The organism is Arthrobacter sp. K4-10C (assembly GCF_059090085.1).
In genome coordinates this window covers 245976-260102 of sequence record NZ_JBNHFI010000008.1, presented here as the reverse complement: position 1 = coordinate 260102, position 14127 = coordinate 245976, and the positions used below count along the sequence as shown (strand labels likewise).

Below are 14127 nucleotides of genomic sequence, written 5' to 3'. Positions count from 1 at the left end.
GCAGCATCGGATCCATGGCCCTCTGGCAGGCCTCCCGCCTCACCGATTCCGTGGTCGGGTTCGAAGCGCAGGTCCCCGCCCACGGCCGCAGCGCCGTGGGCGGGGACACCCGCCTGTTCCGCATGCTCTACCGCGGCGACCCCGGCTACTACCCCATCCTGCAGCGCTCACGCAGCCTCTGGGCCGAACTCGAAGCCGAAACCGGCCAGGACATCCTCACCCGCTGCGGCGGCCTGTCCATCGGAACCAAAAACGGCGCCTACCTCACCGCCCTGCTCGACACCACCAGGACCAACGGCGCGGACCACGAAATCCTCTCCCGTGAGGACATGGCCGAACGCTACCCCCAGCACAACCTCCGCCCCGACGACATCGCCGTCTACGACCCGCACGCCGGCGCCCTGCGCACCGACCGGGCAGTCACCGCAGCCATCGCTGCAGCGGAAGCGAACGGGGCCACCATCCACACCAACACCCCCATCGACAACATCCAAGAGACACCCGACGGCGTCACCATCACCTCCCGCGACAAGACCTGGACCTTCGAAAACGTCATCGTCTCCTCCGGCGGCTGGTCCCGGCGGCTCATGCCGGACCACCTGAAATCGGCGACGGAAACACGACGGAACTATCTGACCTGGTTTGTTGCCCGGGACGCGACCCAGTTCTCACCCGAGAAATTTCCCATCTTCATCCGCATCCACGAGGACCGCTCCATGTACGGGGCGCCCGCCGTCGACGGCGTAACCGTCAAAGCCACCTTGGACGGACGCAGCTCGCCCACAGCCCACGCCGACTCAGTACCCAGGGAACTGACCCCGGCAGAAATCGCAGAGACCACCGAAACCGTCACGGAATTCTTCCCCGGCCTATACCCCAACATCGTCCGCTCCGACGCCTTCCCGGACCTCTACACCAGCGACGGGCACCCCCTGCTGGGCCGGCTGACCGAAGCCGGCAGAATCTACTGCGCGACCGGCTTCTCCGGCGCGGGCTTCAAAAACGCCACCGGCTTCGGCGAAATCGCAGCCCACGAGGCCCTCGGCAAACAGTCGTTTAGCGGGCTCGATTTTGTTAGGCCGCAGCGGTTTAGCAACAACTAGCTACGCACGAAAGTTGCGACATCGCCCGGCGTCGCATATTGTTGACAATCTACACTTATCGAGAAAGCAAGAAGACATGGCAACCCTCAGCCCCATCTTGAAGCAGGCGACTCCTGTTATCGTCGACTACGCCTCCGGCAGCTGGATCCACGCCACTGACGGCAAGAAGTATCTCGACTTCACCACTGGTATTGGTGTCACCAGCACCGGCCACTGCCACCCTGATGTTGTGGCGGCGGCACGCGAGCAGGTGGGCAAGATTGTCCACGCCCAATACACCACAGTGATGCACCAGCCCCTGCTTCAACTCACGGAGCTGCTGGGGGACGTCCTGCCCCAGGGGCTGGACAGCGTCTTCTATGCAACGTCAGGATCAGAAGCCGTGGAGGCGTCCGTGCGGCTGGCCCGCATGGCAACAGGCCGGCCGAATATCATCTCCTTCCAAGGTGGATTCCACGGAAGAACGGTCGCGGCAGCATCGCTGACCACCGCCGGCACCAAGTTCCGGTCCGGCTTCTCCCCCCTCATGAGCGGTGTGCACGTCGCGCCCTTCCCGCACTGGTACCGGTACGGGTGGGACGAAGCAACGGCGGTGGAGTTTGCGCTGAAGGAACTGGACCACCTCCTCCTCACTGTCAGCAACCCGGCGGATACGGCCGCCTTCATCATCGAGCCCGTCCTGGGCGACGGGGGATACATCCCCACCCCCATTGGCTTCCTGCAGGGCCTGCGGGAACGCGCTGACCGGCACGGCATCGTGCTCATCCTCGACGAGGTCCAGGCCGGCGTAGGCCGCACTGGCAAGTTCTGGGGACACGACTGGGCCGGCATCCTGCCCGACGTGGTCATCACGGCCAAGGGCCTTGCCAGCGGGTTCCCGATATCGGCGATTGCTGCCTCCACTGAGCTGATGGGCAAGGCATGGCCCGGCTCCCAGGGCGGAACTTACGGTGGGAACGCCGTGGCAGCGGCGGCAGGCGTCGCAACCCTCGGAGTCATCCAGCGGGAGAACCTGGTGGAAAATGCCCTGCACCGGGGCGACGAACTGCGGGCCGGGCTCGACAAGCTGCAGTCCGAGTTTGCCGGCATCGGGAATGTCCGCGGACGGGGCCTCATGCAGGGCGTCGAATTCACGGCCGCCGACAACACGCCGGACCCCGTGACGGCGCTGGCCGTCCAGCAGGCCGCCATCAAGGAAGAACTGCTCCTCCTCACCTGCGGCCCGCATGGCAACGTCATTCGCCTCATCCCGGCACTCAACGTCACCAGCGACGAGATCCAGACCGGCCTGTCGAAGTTCACCCAAGCAATCAAGACGGCCACCTCCTAATCCCCTTGATCACTGAAAGATCATCATGAACTCCTCCTTTGATCCCAACAGCCTCCACACCGGCTTGTTCATTGATGGAACGTGGCAACAAGCCGCCAGTGGCGCCACGTTCGCCGTGGAAAACCCTGCCACCAACGAAGTCATTGCGCACGTAGCCGATGGTGGACCGGATGACGCCATGCGCGCCATCGAGGCCGCCGGCCGGACACAGGTGGCCTGGGGCAAGTCCACCCCGCGCCAGAGGGCAGACATTCTCCGGCGCGCCTTCGACCTGGTCATCGCCAACACCGACCGGCTCGCCGCAATTATGACCGCCGAAATGGGCAAACCCCTCGCTGAAGCAAAGGGCGAGGTAGCCTACGGCGCCGAAATGCTCCGCTGGTTCTCCGAAGAGGCCGTTCGTATCGGCGGCGACAGCACCACCTCGGTGGATGGATCAACACGCATCCAGATCACCAAAGAGCCAGTAGGACCCTCGGTCCTGGTCACTCCCTGGAATTTCCCCCTCGCCATGGGAGCCCGCAAGATCGCCCCGGCAGTCGCAGCAGGCTGCACCATGGTGTTCAAACCGGCGGAGCTGACACCGCTCACGTCGCTGGCTCTGGTGGCCATCTTCAAGGAGGCCGGACTGCCGGACGGCGTGCTCAACGTCGTCACCACGGCTTCAGCCTCCGGCGTGGTCCGCACCTGGACAGACAGCGGCATCGCCCGCAAGATCAGCTTCACCGGTTCAACCGAGGTGGGCAAGATCCTCCTCCGGCAGGCAGCTGACAATGTCATGCGGTCTTCCATGGAGCTGGGTGGCAACGCACCTTTCATCGTCCTGGCGGATGCGGACATTGAAAAGGCTGTTGACGGCGCCATGAAAGCGAAGATGCGGAACATGGGAGAAGCGTGCACCGCTGCCAACCGCTTCTTCGTCCACCGGTCCGTGGCGGAAGAGTTCGGCGAGAAGTTCTCCAAGAAGATGGCAGAATTGCAGGTGGGCAATGGGGCTGTTGCGGGAACCGACGTCGGGCCGCTGATTGAGCAGAAGGGGCTCGACAAAGTTGAGAGCCTCGTCGCTGATGCGACCGCGAAGGGTGCGCGCATCCTGACCGGAGGAACGCGCCCGGAAGGACCCGGGTACTTCTACGCTCCCACCGTCCTGACGGATGTTCCCATCGACGCGGCGCTGATGACCACGGAGATCTTCGGGCCGGTTGCAGCCATAACGCCCTTCGACAGCGAGGACGAAGTGCTCCGCCTTGCCAACGACACGGAATGGGGGCTCGTGGGCTACGTGTTTACGGACAGCATGGAAAAAGCCATGCGCTTCTCGGCGGAACTGGAGGTTGGAATGGTTGGACTGAACACCGGCATCGTTTCCAACCCTGCCGCCCCTTTCGGCGGCGTCAAGCAGTCGGGTCTCGGACGCGAGGGCGGAAAAGTGGGAATCGACGAGTTCCTGGAGTACAAGTACACAGCAATAGCGCTCTAATAAGAGTCAATCTGCCGAGCATGGAATGAGGGGATGTCAATGACGGCACCGGAGGCAACATTCACACTGGAGGGTCGACCCACGGCGCAACTGATCGCCGACCAGTTGCGTGAGCTCATCGTCCAGGGCGTGTTCAGGCCTGGGCAGCAGGTCAACGAATCTGCTTTGGCGAGCCAGCTCAACACTTCCCGGGGCCCGCTGCGGGAGGCCCTCCAGCGTTTGGCCCAGGAAGGCATTCTGGTCAGCAGGCGTAACCGCGGGGTTTTCGTACTGGAACTGACAACTGATGACGTAAGGGAAATCTACGCCGTCCGCGAGGCCGTGGAGCTCGCTGCCGCCAACACCCTCCTCGACTCCAGGCCCGAGCAGGTTGCCTCCACCTGCCGGGAACTCAAGGGCGTTCTGAGGAACATGGCCAAGCAGGTGGCGGCGTCCGACTGGCAAGCCATCGCCCGCCTGGATATGCAGTTCCACACCACGTTCGTTTCAGGCACCGGCAACACCCGCCTGATCCGGATTTATGAGACACTCGCGGCGGAATCCCGGATGTGTATCCTCAGTCTGGAAGTCGCCTACCCGCGTATTGACGTCCTGGTGGAGGAACACCAGAAAATCCTGGATCTGCTCGAGGCGGGTGACCGGGACGGACTTCAGCGGGCCATCAAACGCCATATGCAGAAGGCCGTCGAAGACCTCACCTCCGATCCAGAAGCGGCAGGGATCAGCGCGTAGGAAGGCATCCTGCTCCACCCTAAGGAAGGGCCCAGTTCCACCGGAACTGGGCCCTTCCTTTCCTCCGCAAGCCCTAGTAATTGTCAACAATCGACGATAAAATTAAGGCCTACATTTACTTTAATGACCGTCCGCCGGCGCTGACGCCCGCTGACGGTCAGCAAGGAGAACGCACATGAAGGACAGCAGGGCAAACACCACCGCTGCCGCAGCCTGCACTGCCGGCAGCACCCGGAAGTCCACGTGGACCTCCCTGGAACCGGGTGACCTGGTTACCCTGGGCCGGGAGGGGCTTGCGTACTACAGCGGGACGGTGGACGAACGGACAGCTGACGGGCGGACCATCTGGGTCATAGACCGCATCGGGGACCGGCGGCTCTTCCACATTGACGATGATTACGATCTCTCCCTTGGCATCCAGGCTGGCGCCGGCCCACTGCTCTGGCCTGCAAAGGGCAGCAGGAGTAGCCTCAGGCTAACCAAGTAGCAGAACGGCCAGCCAGCGCCCTCACGCCAGGACCGGCTGCCTGTCAGCCCAGTTTCCCGAGGGGGCCAACGAATGGCTGGATGGAATGCGGACACGGCGGCGGGTCCGCTTGGCGCCGGTACGGTCACACTCGTGGAAGGTACCTCCTTCTGCATCTCGCTGCCGAACGGGGACATCCATCCGGATCATCCGCACGGCCTCTTTTTTCAGGACACGCGCATATTGTCCCGGTGGAACCTGACCGTCAATGGGCAGGCATTGGAGCCGCTGGCGGCACAGACGAAGGAGCCATACCGGGCGGTATTTGCGGGCAGGGTGAACAGGTCGGACGGTTATGCCGACAGCCCGATCATCGTGGAGCGCATGCGCGAACTGGGCATCGGCATCGTTGAACGCGTCACCGTGCATAACCACTCCACGAAACCAGTGGAATGCCTGGTTTCTGTCACTGTCGGCGCGGATTTCGCCGACGTCTTTGAGGTCAAGGAAGCCCGGATCCAGCGGGAGTGGGAAGAGTCCCGCCAGTACGACGGAAAGACGCTACGCGTCAGCGGCCGCTGGCACGACGTCCGGAAGTCCGTCGTCGTCCTTTCCGATATCCCCGGGACCGCCGCGGGAGACGACCTGACGTTCCGCACCACCATCCCGCCACGCGGCCGGTGGAACACCGTCCTTACCGTGGCGCCCGGCTCCGATGCCCCCGCCGCACCCGTGGTTCGCCCGGCCGCAGGCGAACTTTCACGCAGCGACCGCCGCCGACAGGAATGGGTGGCCAAGATTCCCAAGCTGCACATGGGCAACCGGTCCATTGAAAGGACCCTCCGCCGCAGTTATGACGATCTTGGCGCCCTCCGGATTGAAGACCCGACCCATCCGGAAAGGATCGTGGTGGCAGCCGGGGCCCCGTGGTTCATGACCCTGTTTGGCCGGGATTCACTGTGGGCCTCGGAGATGGCCATGCCCGTCGATCCATCCCTGGCCCTCGGCACCCTGCAGACGCTGGCTGACCGGCAAGGCTCCGTGGTGGACCCGGTGAGCGAGGAGGAACCCGGGAAGATCCTGCACGAGGTGAGGCTCGACGTCTCCAGTTCCCTGGCGCTGGGAGGCAAGTCCATCTACTACGGCAGCATCGACGCGACGCCCTTGTTCGTGGTGATCCTGGGGTCGGTGAGCCGCTGGGGGTTCGCCAAGGACACCATTGCGGCGCTGCTTCCACACGCCGACCGCGCCCTGGACTGGATCCGGGACTACGGCGACAGGGATGGCGATGGCTTTGTGGAGTACCAGCGCCTCAATGAGCGGGGACTCATCAACCAGGGCTGGAAGGATTCCTGGGACGGAATCAACTTTGCTGACGGGACACTCGCGGAGCCGCCCATCGCACTCTGCGAGGTCCAGGCATACGTCTATGACGCCTATATGGCCCGGGCCTGGATCGCCTACGACACCGGGGACGCGCCCCTGGCGGCCGAACTGGCGGAGCGTGCTGCCGAACTGAAGGTGCGTTTCAACGAAGAGTTCTGGATGCCGGACCGGGGATACTATGCCATCGCGCTGGACGGCAAGAAGCGGCAGGTGGACGCCTGCGCTTCCAACATGGGGCATTGCCTGTGGGTTGGCCTCGTTGATGAGGACAAGGCGCCCCTGGTTGCCGAACGGTTGATGTCCCCGGAGATGTTCAGCGGCTGGGGCGTGCGGACCCTCGCCACCGACATGGGCGCCTACAACCCGGCTAGCTACCACAACGGCTCCGTCTGGCCGCACGACAACGCTGTGATCGCGGCAGGCCTGATGCGTTACGGGTTTATTGAAGAGGCGCAGCGCATTTCAACCGCCCTGTTCGAAGCCGCCGAATACTCCGAGGGCCGCCTGCCTGAATTGTTCTGCGGATTCAGCAGGGAGCAATATGGCGAGCCCGTGGCCTATCCGACGGCCTGCTCGCCGCAGGCGTGGGCGGCGACGTCACCCATTCAACTGGTGACGAGCCTGATGCGATACGACACCCACGTTTCCCGCGGCGGGTTCTGGATGGATCCCCACCTGCCGGCATCCTACGGCGACTTGCACATCACCAACGCCCCCATGGCGGGAGAACGGGTCACCATCGATATTGCCAACTCCGTGCCTACCGTACGTGGACTCCCGGAGGGGATGGTGTTCCATCAGGGCCACCGGCCCTGGCTCACCGAACTCGTGGCAGAGGCCGGGCTGCGCAAGGAGGGGTAGCGTCCTTCAGCCCAGATGCTAACTGGAAATCAGGTCAGCCGCCGGCCGGACGCTTCGGCTGCCAGCGGTCTTCCCCAGGATCCAAAGCACGGGCGCCCCGCAGGAAGCAGGCATCACCTCGCCCTTCGTGATGAACCGTGCCTCTGGCGGGTTACCGGCAACAGACCACCATCCGGTTTTGGGGCAGTGATGACCCGTGCGGGACGTTTCATCGATTTCAAAAGCAGGAGCATCGGCGCGGCGTTTCTTCATTTCCTGGTTCCTTTGGTGCGGGCCGGCTGGCAGGACCGGGCGGGTTCTAACAAGCGGTGCTTACAGCCTCGAGTCTAGCAATTGTCAACAATCTACGATAGCCCGGCTTCAAAATATTTGGCCCGAAATGTACTGCGGGCCGGGCCGCAACTAAGGCTGGACGCAGCCCGTCCCCGTGGTCCACACTTCCTAGATGGACGCACCTGCGGTGTCGATCCGCACGCCCGACCAGCGCATCAGAGTCTTCGTCAGTTCCACCCTGCGGGAGCTCGAGCCGGAGCGCCATGCGGTGCGGAAGGCCGTTGAGTCGCTGCAGCTGGCACCCGTCATGTTCGAGCTTGGGGCGCGTCCCCATCCGCCCCGGTCGCTGTACCGCTCCTACCTCGCCCAGAGCGACATCTTTGTCGGCATCTACGGTGGGAGTTACGGATGGGTGGCCCCTGGCGAGGAGGTTTCCGGGCTCGAGGACGAGTACGCTCTCTCGAGCGGCATGCCCAAGCTGATCTACGTCAAGGACGGAGTGGAGCGCGAGCCGCGCCTGGATGCGCTGCTGGGCCGTATCAGGGACGACGACGAGGCCTCCTACAAAAGGTATTCAGACGCCGGGGAACTCGCCGACCTGGTGCGGGCCGACGTCGCCGTCCTCCTGGCCGAACGCTTCGACGCCAGCCGCCCGCTGCAAACCGAACCCCCGGCGCCGCAGCCGGAGGGCGGGCGCGTGCCCGCCCCCTTCAGCGCGATAATCGGCCGTGCCGGTGCCATCGCCACCGTCCGCGAACTGCTGGACCGCCCCGACGTGCGGCTGGTGACAATGACCGGCCCCGGTGGGATCGGGAAGTCCCGCCTCGCCATCGAGGTCTCGGCCGCCATCGCTTACGAAGGGGGCGACGTCGTCTTCGTCATGCTCGAAGCGGTCCGGTCACCGGACTTCGTGCTGCCCGCCATCGCGCAGGAACTGGGGGTCCGGGACGCCGGAGACGGCCCACTGGAGGACAAAGTGGTCACGGCGCTCGAGGGCCGCCGGCTCCTGATGGTGCTGGACAACATGGAACACGTCCTCGCGGCCACCCCGGTGGTCATGACGATGATTGCCGAACTGCCGGACCTCACCGTCCTGGCCACCAGCCGCTCTCCCCTGCGCGTCCGCCCCGAACGCACCTACGAGGTGGCACCGCTCGAAGTGCCGCCGGAGGAGCCAGAGCCCAACCCCGAGACCGCCGCCGGCATCCCTTCCGTGGCGCTGTTCGTAGAACGCGCCCGCGCCGTGCGGCCCGACTTCGGCCTTACCCCTGCAAACTGCGCAGCCGTGCTCGGCATCTGCCGCGCCCTCGACGGCGTCCCCCTCGCGCTAGAGCTGGCTGCCGCGCGCACCAGGACGCTCACGCCCGAGTCGATCCTGCAGCGGCTTTCGGGCGGCCTGGGCCTGCTGTCCGGTGGTGCCCGGGACCTGCCGGAGCGCCAGCGCACCCTGGCCAGCACCATCCAATGGAGTGTCGACCTGCTGCCGGCGCACGCCCGCGCCGCACTGGCACGCCTCGCAGTTTTCGCGGGGCCCTTCACCCTGGCGGCGGCCGAGGAGCTGGTGGGCGGGGACGCCCTCGATGCCCTGGACGCGCTGGTGGAATCGAGCCTGGTGGGCCAGCGGGATGTGGAAGGCGAGAGCGCCTTCAGCCTGCTCTCGACCGTCCGTTCCTACGCCGCCACCCTCAGCACCAGGGACGAATGGGACGAAGCACGGGACGCCCACGCCCTCTACTTCCTTGACCTCGCCAGGAAGGCGGCGAAAGGCCTGCGCACCGGGGAACAGAGCGGCTGGCTCGCCCAGCTCGGCCTGCAGCAGGCAGACCTTGCCTCCGCCGTCGGCTGGTTGACCGCCCGGGGCCAGTGGGACCGAGCCGCGGAACTGGCGTGGTCGCTGTACCTCTACCTTTGGCTCGGCGGCCTGCTGGGACAGGTACGCCTCTGGATGGCCCGGCTGCTGGACGAGGCATCGGCGCGCGGCGAATCGCTCGCCGGCCGTACCGAGGCCATCGCCCTGTACTTCACCAGGGCCATCGCCTTCTGGCAGCAGCAGGACGTGGATCTGGTGGGTGGACTTACCCGCAGCGCGAAGCTGTTCGCACAGTCCGGAGACCCCGCGGGGGAGGCTCTCGCCCTGGTTTCAGCAGCGCTGGCACGGCTCGCCAATCCCGTCCCCGACGTCCCCGGCGCCATCAGGGACCTGGAGCAAAGCCTGGACCGCTTCCGTGCCGGCGGCGACCGCTGGGGCGAAGCGATGTCGCTCGTCACCATGGGCAGGGTCCTGCTGGTGGCCGGGCAGGGCCAGGCGGCGGCATCGCGCTTTGAGGAAAGCCTGGCGCTCGCCAGCGAGGAAGGCGAACCGCTCGGCATCGCGATCGCCCTCCATCACCGCGGGTGGGTGCGGCTACTAAGCGAGGACGTCGACGGCGCAGGGGAGGACTTCACCCGCGGTCTGGGAATTTCCGCCAGCCTCGGCCACGACGAGGGCATCGCCTATGGCCTGGAGGGACTGGTGGCCGTGGCGGCCCGCCGAGGCGAGGTGGCGCGTGCAGGCGAGCTGGCCGGCGCCGCGGAAGCGCTCCGTCAGCGGACAGGCCTGTTCAATACCGCCGCATCGTCTTTCCACGCGCCCGTGGTGGACGCCCTTCGCTCGGGCCCGCTTGGCGATCTGTTCGACGGCGCCTCCGCACGGGGCCGTAGCTTACCGCTGGAGGAGGTGCTGACCGTTGCCCACGCGTGAAACCGTCGCCGGAACCAACCGGGTGCTGGGGCCTGTGCGGTGGCTGGCGGCTTTCGTCTTGCCGTTCCTTGCCATCGCCGCCGGCATCCTGGTCTTCCTCCCCGGCAGCATCGCGGAACTGTTCGCCTGGCCCATCAAGCCGCCCCTCACAGGGATGATCCTGGGTTCGGCCTATATTGGCGGGATCATCTTTTTCGCGGCAGTGCTCCGCACCGCGGAGTGGCACCGCGTGCGGCGCGGTTTCCTGCCGGTCTTCGTCTTCGCGGCGCTTCTCGGCATCGCCACGGCGCTCCACGCCGACCTGTTCACGCGCAACCTGTCGTTCCTCGCGTGGGCGGTGCTGTATGCCGTCACACCGCTGCTCGTGGCAGCGGCCGCCGTCGCCCAGCGCCAAGCGGACACGGGGCTGCCAGCGCCCCGGGACATTTTCATCCCGGACCATGTGGCCCGGGCGCTGGTGGGGGTGGGCGGCATTGCGACCCTGACCGGCCTGGCAATGTTCGCGTTCCCGGCGCCCTTCCTGCAGGCCTGGGGCTGGGACATCACGCCGCTGACCGCGCGGACACTCGGGGCCGTCCTCAGCCTCACCGGATTCGTGAACGCACCTATGGTGGTGGACCGCCGGTGGACGAGCTACCGCATCCTCTATGCCGCCCAGCTTGTGAGCCTGGCCTTCATCCTCGGGGCTATGGTCATGGGCCGGGCCGACGTGCATTGGGAGCGGCCGGCGGCCTGGGCGTTCCTTGTCCTGCTGTTGCTGGCCCTGGCATGCTACGGCGCCCTCACCGCATGGGCAGAGCTGCGCATGAAGCGCGCGGCGGCTTTGGAGTCGAAGTAACCGCGGTGAATGGATTCCAGGAAGTGTGATGGCCTGATGAAAGCCTCGTGTTTGTTCCTTCGGGCAGCGGCGGCTCTCGTTCTGTGCCTTGCCGCATGTACCAGCCCTGACAGCGGCCCGGCCCCCACCACCGCCGCTACGGAGCCGCCCACAACGGCAACCCTGGACCGCACCATGCGGTCGTTCGTGGACCAGGGTGCGGTAGCTGTGGTGGCCGAAGTCAGGTGGCCCGGCGGAAGCTGGTCCAGGGCTTATGGCGTGCGGAACCTCGAGTCCCGGGAACCTGCCACACCGGCAGACAGGCTGTCGGTGGCCAGCATCACGAAGTCCATGACCGCGGTATCTGTGATGAAGATGGTGGACGATGGGCTGATCGGTCTCGACGATCCCGTCAACGGCATCCTGGAAAGCTTCACCACGGTGCTGAAGCCGCCGGGCCCGGTCACCGTCCGTCAGTTGCTGGGGCATACCTCAGGTATGGGCAGCTTCCAGGAGGCAAACGAAAAAAGCGCCGATGACATCCCACGGATCGTCAGCGAGGAAATGCCGCCGCAACGCGTCATGGAACTGACAGCCCAGCTGCCGTAGGAGGCGAACAGCGTGGGCTTCTACAAGTACTCCGACTCCGGCTACATTGCCCTCGGCCAGCTGATCGAAAAACTCCGGGGCCGTTCCTACGCTGAAGTGTTGCGCAGTGACGTGATCGACCCCCTACGGCTGGAGGCCACCTCCATCGGCCAGTCGGTGGTGGACAGCCCCAACATGATTCACGGCTACATCACCTTCCGGATGAACGGATGGACCTCACCCAATTGGAGGCAGACGTTGCATCTCCCGCCGGCGGAGTGGTCTCCACCGTGTCCGACGTCAACACCTTCTATGCAGCCCTCTTCCGCGGGGAACTTGTCTCGGAAGCTTCCGTCCAGGAGATGATGCGAAGTGATGCTGTGCCCATTTACGGACTGGGACTCGTCAGGTGGAACCAAGGCTGCGGCGATGACTTCCGCTACGGTGGCCGGGGCGGTTTCTGGACCTACCTCACCTCGTCGATGGCCAGCAGCGACGGAAACTACCAGGCCACGCTGACCCTGGTGCCCCCTCCTTTGCCGACGCCCCTAGAAGACCGTGAGACGGAAAGCAAGACTGCCTTATGGCAGGGCCAGATCGCTACCGCCATGCAGGAAACGCTGGACCGGCTCTGCCCGTTGGGGTGAAGCCCCCGCGCGAGTCGAGCTCCAGCGCGGGGGCTTCCTTTGCTTCCTAGTTGGGGAATTAACGCGGAAACAAGGGAAATTTACCGGGCAGTGGGCCGAACAAACTTCCGGATGGGGCGAGTTTGGCCAATCTTGATGGAACTTTGAGCAGCGCCGCACGCGCCCGGGTTCATTTGCGGGGATCCTCCGTGGCGTCGGGGTCTTCCTCGGGTTCAAAGGTGTTGGGTTCGGCGTCCGCGGCGATGCCGATGCCGTCGCCGCCCTTGGGAATACCGCCGTCGCCCTTGCCCTTGCTGCCTTCCGCGCCTTCCTGGGGTTCGTCGTCGGGCAGGGAATCGGGTGAATTGATCGTCATCGCTCCTCCTTCAATGGCCGGGCCTCCACGCTAACAGCCTGCGGCCTGAAAGGCGCCGGAATGAAGGGATAAATTTACTGCGTTCCCCAACAGCCGCAGGGCGTCCTTCAAGCTGACGGTTCCGGGGTGGCGGCGTGCGTACACCCACAGGAGGGACAGCAGCGTGTTGGCCGCCCTTCGGAGCTGGACCTTACTGCGTCATGCGGTAACCGACGCCGCGGACCGTTTCCACCCAGCGAGGCTGCCGCGAACTGTCTCCCAGCCGCTTGCGCAGGTTGCCCACATGCACCTCCACCGCACGCTCCTCGCCAGCGCCAACAAACGAATTCGTGCTGTACGGTTCATTCCGAAGCCTGCGGACCAGATCGGCCTTGGTCTGGACAGTCCGCCCGTTCTCCATCAGGACCAACAGGATGTCGAACTGGGTGCGTGTGAGGTCCACGGGTACCCCGTCAATGGCTGCCTGCCGTGAGTCCTCGTGCAGCGTGAGTCCCCGGTGGGCAAAGCCGCAACCGCCTGGCGTGCCCTGCTGCTCCGGTGGAACCTCCCCCAACCGCTCCTGCGCAACTGCGGCGCCGTCGTCCGTTAGTTCCTGCCGGTTCCGATGCACTGGGCTGTGCTCTGACGGACTTGCGCCTGCCTGCCCGCCCGAAAATGACCGGGGCCGGCGGAGCATCGCACCGATCCGCGCCCTAAGCTCCCGGGGGCGGAAGGGCTTGGTGAGGTAGTCGTCGGCGCCAGCCTCGAAGCCCATCAGGGCGTCGGCTTCGTCCGAGCGGCCGGTGACCATGATGAGGTAGGCGTCGCTGAAGGTCCTGATCCGCCGTGACGCTTCCAGGCCGTCAAAATCGGGGAGGCCCACATCCATGGTGACGATATCCGGCTTGTGTTCCCGGACCGCCTCGACTCCCTGATAGCCGGAAGACGTTGAGTGGACGGCAAAACCGGATTGCAGCAGCACCTCGGTCAGGGAGTCCCGGACGTCGTCATCGTCCTCCACCACTACGGCAACGCCGCGTTCCACCATTCATGCCCCCTCAAGCCTTGTCCGCTTCCGCCCATCGCGCCGCAAGGCGCATGCTCAATTCACTGAGTGTTCGGAGACGAAAGCCAAAAGGATGCCCCTGGTTTTTTATGCGGCGGAAAGCCTTCATGAGAATACCCAACAAATTAGGACGGTAACCATTCTTTCGCCACCAATGCGCCACTCTTGAGATCGCATTGAGTATTGCGTTTTTCTTGAGACTGCTTTCCAGAAGAATTGCCCATGCAGCCTATTGCCTTTTCACCGGCGGGTGGCTGAAGATCAAGCTGTGCTCAATGGGGGCGCAAATTGCTCGCTGGGAGCA

At 64.9% G+C, this 14127-nt stretch carries 11 protein-coding genes and 1 pseudogene; 10 read left to right on the top strand and 2 right to left on the bottom strand.

Annotation, left to right across the window (positions count from 1 at the left end):
* The 10 genes and pseudogenes from solA to AC5RUU_RS13395 all read left to right on the top strand — a co-directional run.
* The coding region (gene solA, locus AC5RUU_RS13440) for an N-methyl-L-tryptophan oxidase (RefSeq protein ID WP_493975697.1) at positions 1 to 1103 on the top strand (1103 nt) is incomplete at its 5' end.
* 76 nt (positions 1104 to 1179) lie between these two features.
* The gene (locus AC5RUU_RS13435; RefSeq protein WP_493975696.1) at positions 1180 to 2433 is read left to right on the top strand and encodes an aspartate aminotransferase family protein; all 1254 of its coding nucleotides are present in this window, start codon (positions 1180 to 1182) and stop codon (positions 2431 to 2433) included.
* Positions 2434 to 2458: 25 nt separating this feature from the next.
* On the top strand, positions 2459 to 3913 hold the full coding sequence (locus AC5RUU_RS13430; protein ID WP_493975695.1) for an NAD-dependent succinate-semialdehyde dehydrogenase: 1455 nt from the start codon (positions 2459 to 2461) through the stop codon (positions 3911 to 3913).
* Between the two features lie 39 nt (positions 3914 to 3952).
* The gene (locus AC5RUU_RS13425) at positions 3953 to 4645 is read left to right on the top strand and encodes a GntR family transcriptional regulator (protein ID WP_493975694.1); all 693 of its coding nucleotides are present in this window, start codon (positions 3953 to 3955) and stop codon (positions 4643 to 4645) included.
* 175 nt (positions 4646 to 4820) lie between these two features.
* Positions 4821 to 5132, top strand: coding sequence for a hypothetical protein (locus AC5RUU_RS13420; RefSeq protein WP_493975693.1), 312 nt, complete (start codon positions 4821 to 4823; stop codon positions 5130 to 5132).
* A 72-nt stretch (positions 5133 to 5204) separates the two neighbouring features.
* Positions 5205 to 7358: an amylo-alpha-1,6-glucosidase gene (locus AC5RUU_RS13415; RefSeq protein WP_493975692.1), complete on the top strand. Its 2154-nt coding sequence runs from the start codon at positions 5205 to 5207 to the stop codon at positions 7356 to 7358.
* Positions 7359 to 7803: 445 nt separating this feature from the next.
* Positions 7804 to 10371 carry a DUF4062 domain-containing protein gene (locus AC5RUU_RS13410; protein WP_493975691.1) on the top strand — a complete coding sequence of 856 codons (2568 nt, stop codon included), beginning with the start codon at positions 7804 to 7806 and terminating at the stop codon, positions 10369 to 10371.
* Complete coding sequence (locus tag AC5RUU_RS13405) at positions 10358 to 11209, top strand: hypothetical protein (RefSeq protein ID WP_493975690.1); 852 nt, start codon at positions 10358 to 10360, stop codon at positions 11207 to 11209. The genes AC5RUU_RS13410 and AC5RUU_RS13405 overlap by 14 nt, the downstream gene beginning before the upstream one ends.
* Positions 11210 to 11218: 9 nt before the next feature.
* Positions 11219 to 11959: pseudogene (locus AC5RUU_RS13400) on the top strand (serine hydrolase domain-containing protein); the annotation flags it as partial.
* Positions 11960 to 12006: 47 nt separating this feature from the next.
* Positions 12007 to 12423: a hypothetical protein gene (locus tag AC5RUU_RS13395; RefSeq protein WP_493975710.1), complete on the top strand. Its 417-nt coding sequence runs from the start codon at positions 12007 to 12009 to the stop codon at positions 12421 to 12423.
* Positions 12424 to 12592: 169 nt separating this feature from the next.
* Here AC5RUU_RS13395 and AC5RUU_RS13390 read toward each other — a convergent pair whose 3' ends face one another.
* Positions 12593 to 12778, bottom strand: coding sequence for a hypothetical protein (locus tag AC5RUU_RS13390; RefSeq protein WP_493975689.1), 186 nt, complete (start codon positions 12776 to 12778; stop codon positions 12593 to 12595).
* A gap of 190 nt (positions 12779 to 12968) precedes the next feature.
* Positions 12969 to 13805 (bottom strand): response regulator transcription factor, encoded by an 837-nt coding sequence (locus AC5RUU_RS13385; RefSeq protein WP_493975688.1) that lies wholly within the window; start codon positions 13803 to 13805, stop codon positions 12969 to 12971.
* Between the last annotated feature and the right edge of the window lie 322 nt (positions 13806 to 14127).

What these genes read in the sequence shown, in the direction of transcription:
- AC5RUU_RS13435 (WP_493975696.1), top strand. Translation starts at nt 1,180, where the DNA reads ATGGCAACCCTCAGCCCCATCTTGAAGCAGGCGACTCCTGTTATCGTC.
- AC5RUU_RS13430 (WP_493975695.1), top strand. Translation starts at nt 2,459, where the DNA reads ATGAACTCCTCCTTTGATCCCAACAGCCTCCACACCGGCTTGTTCATT.
- AC5RUU_RS13425 (WP_493975694.1), top strand. Translation starts at nt 3,953, where the DNA reads ATGACGGCACCGGAGGCAACATTCACACTGGAGGGTCGACCCACGGCG.
- AC5RUU_RS13420 (WP_493975693.1), top strand. Translation starts at nt 4,821, where the DNA reads ATGAAGGACAGCAGGGCAAACACCACCGCTGCCGCAGCCTGCACTGCC.
- AC5RUU_RS13415 (WP_493975692.1), top strand. Translation starts at nt 5,205, where the DNA reads ATGGCTGGATGGAATGCGGACACGGCGGCGGGTCCGCTTGGCGCCGGT.
- AC5RUU_RS13410 (WP_493975691.1), top strand. Translation starts at nt 7,804, where the DNA reads ATGGACGCACCTGCGGTGTCGATCCGCACGCCCGACCAGCGCATCAGA.
- AC5RUU_RS13395 (WP_493975710.1), top strand. Translation starts at nt 12,007, where the DNA reads ATGGACCTCACCCAATTGGAGGCAGACGTTGCATCTCCCGCCGGCGGA.
- AC5RUU_RS13390 (WP_493975689.1), bottom strand. Translation starts at nt 12,778, where the DNA reads ATGACGATCAATTCACCCGATTCCCTGCCCGACGACGAACCCCAGGAA.
- AC5RUU_RS13385 (WP_493975688.1), bottom strand. Translation starts at nt 13,805, where the DNA reads ATGGTGGAACGCGGCGTTGCCGTAGTGGTGGAGGACGATGACGACGTC.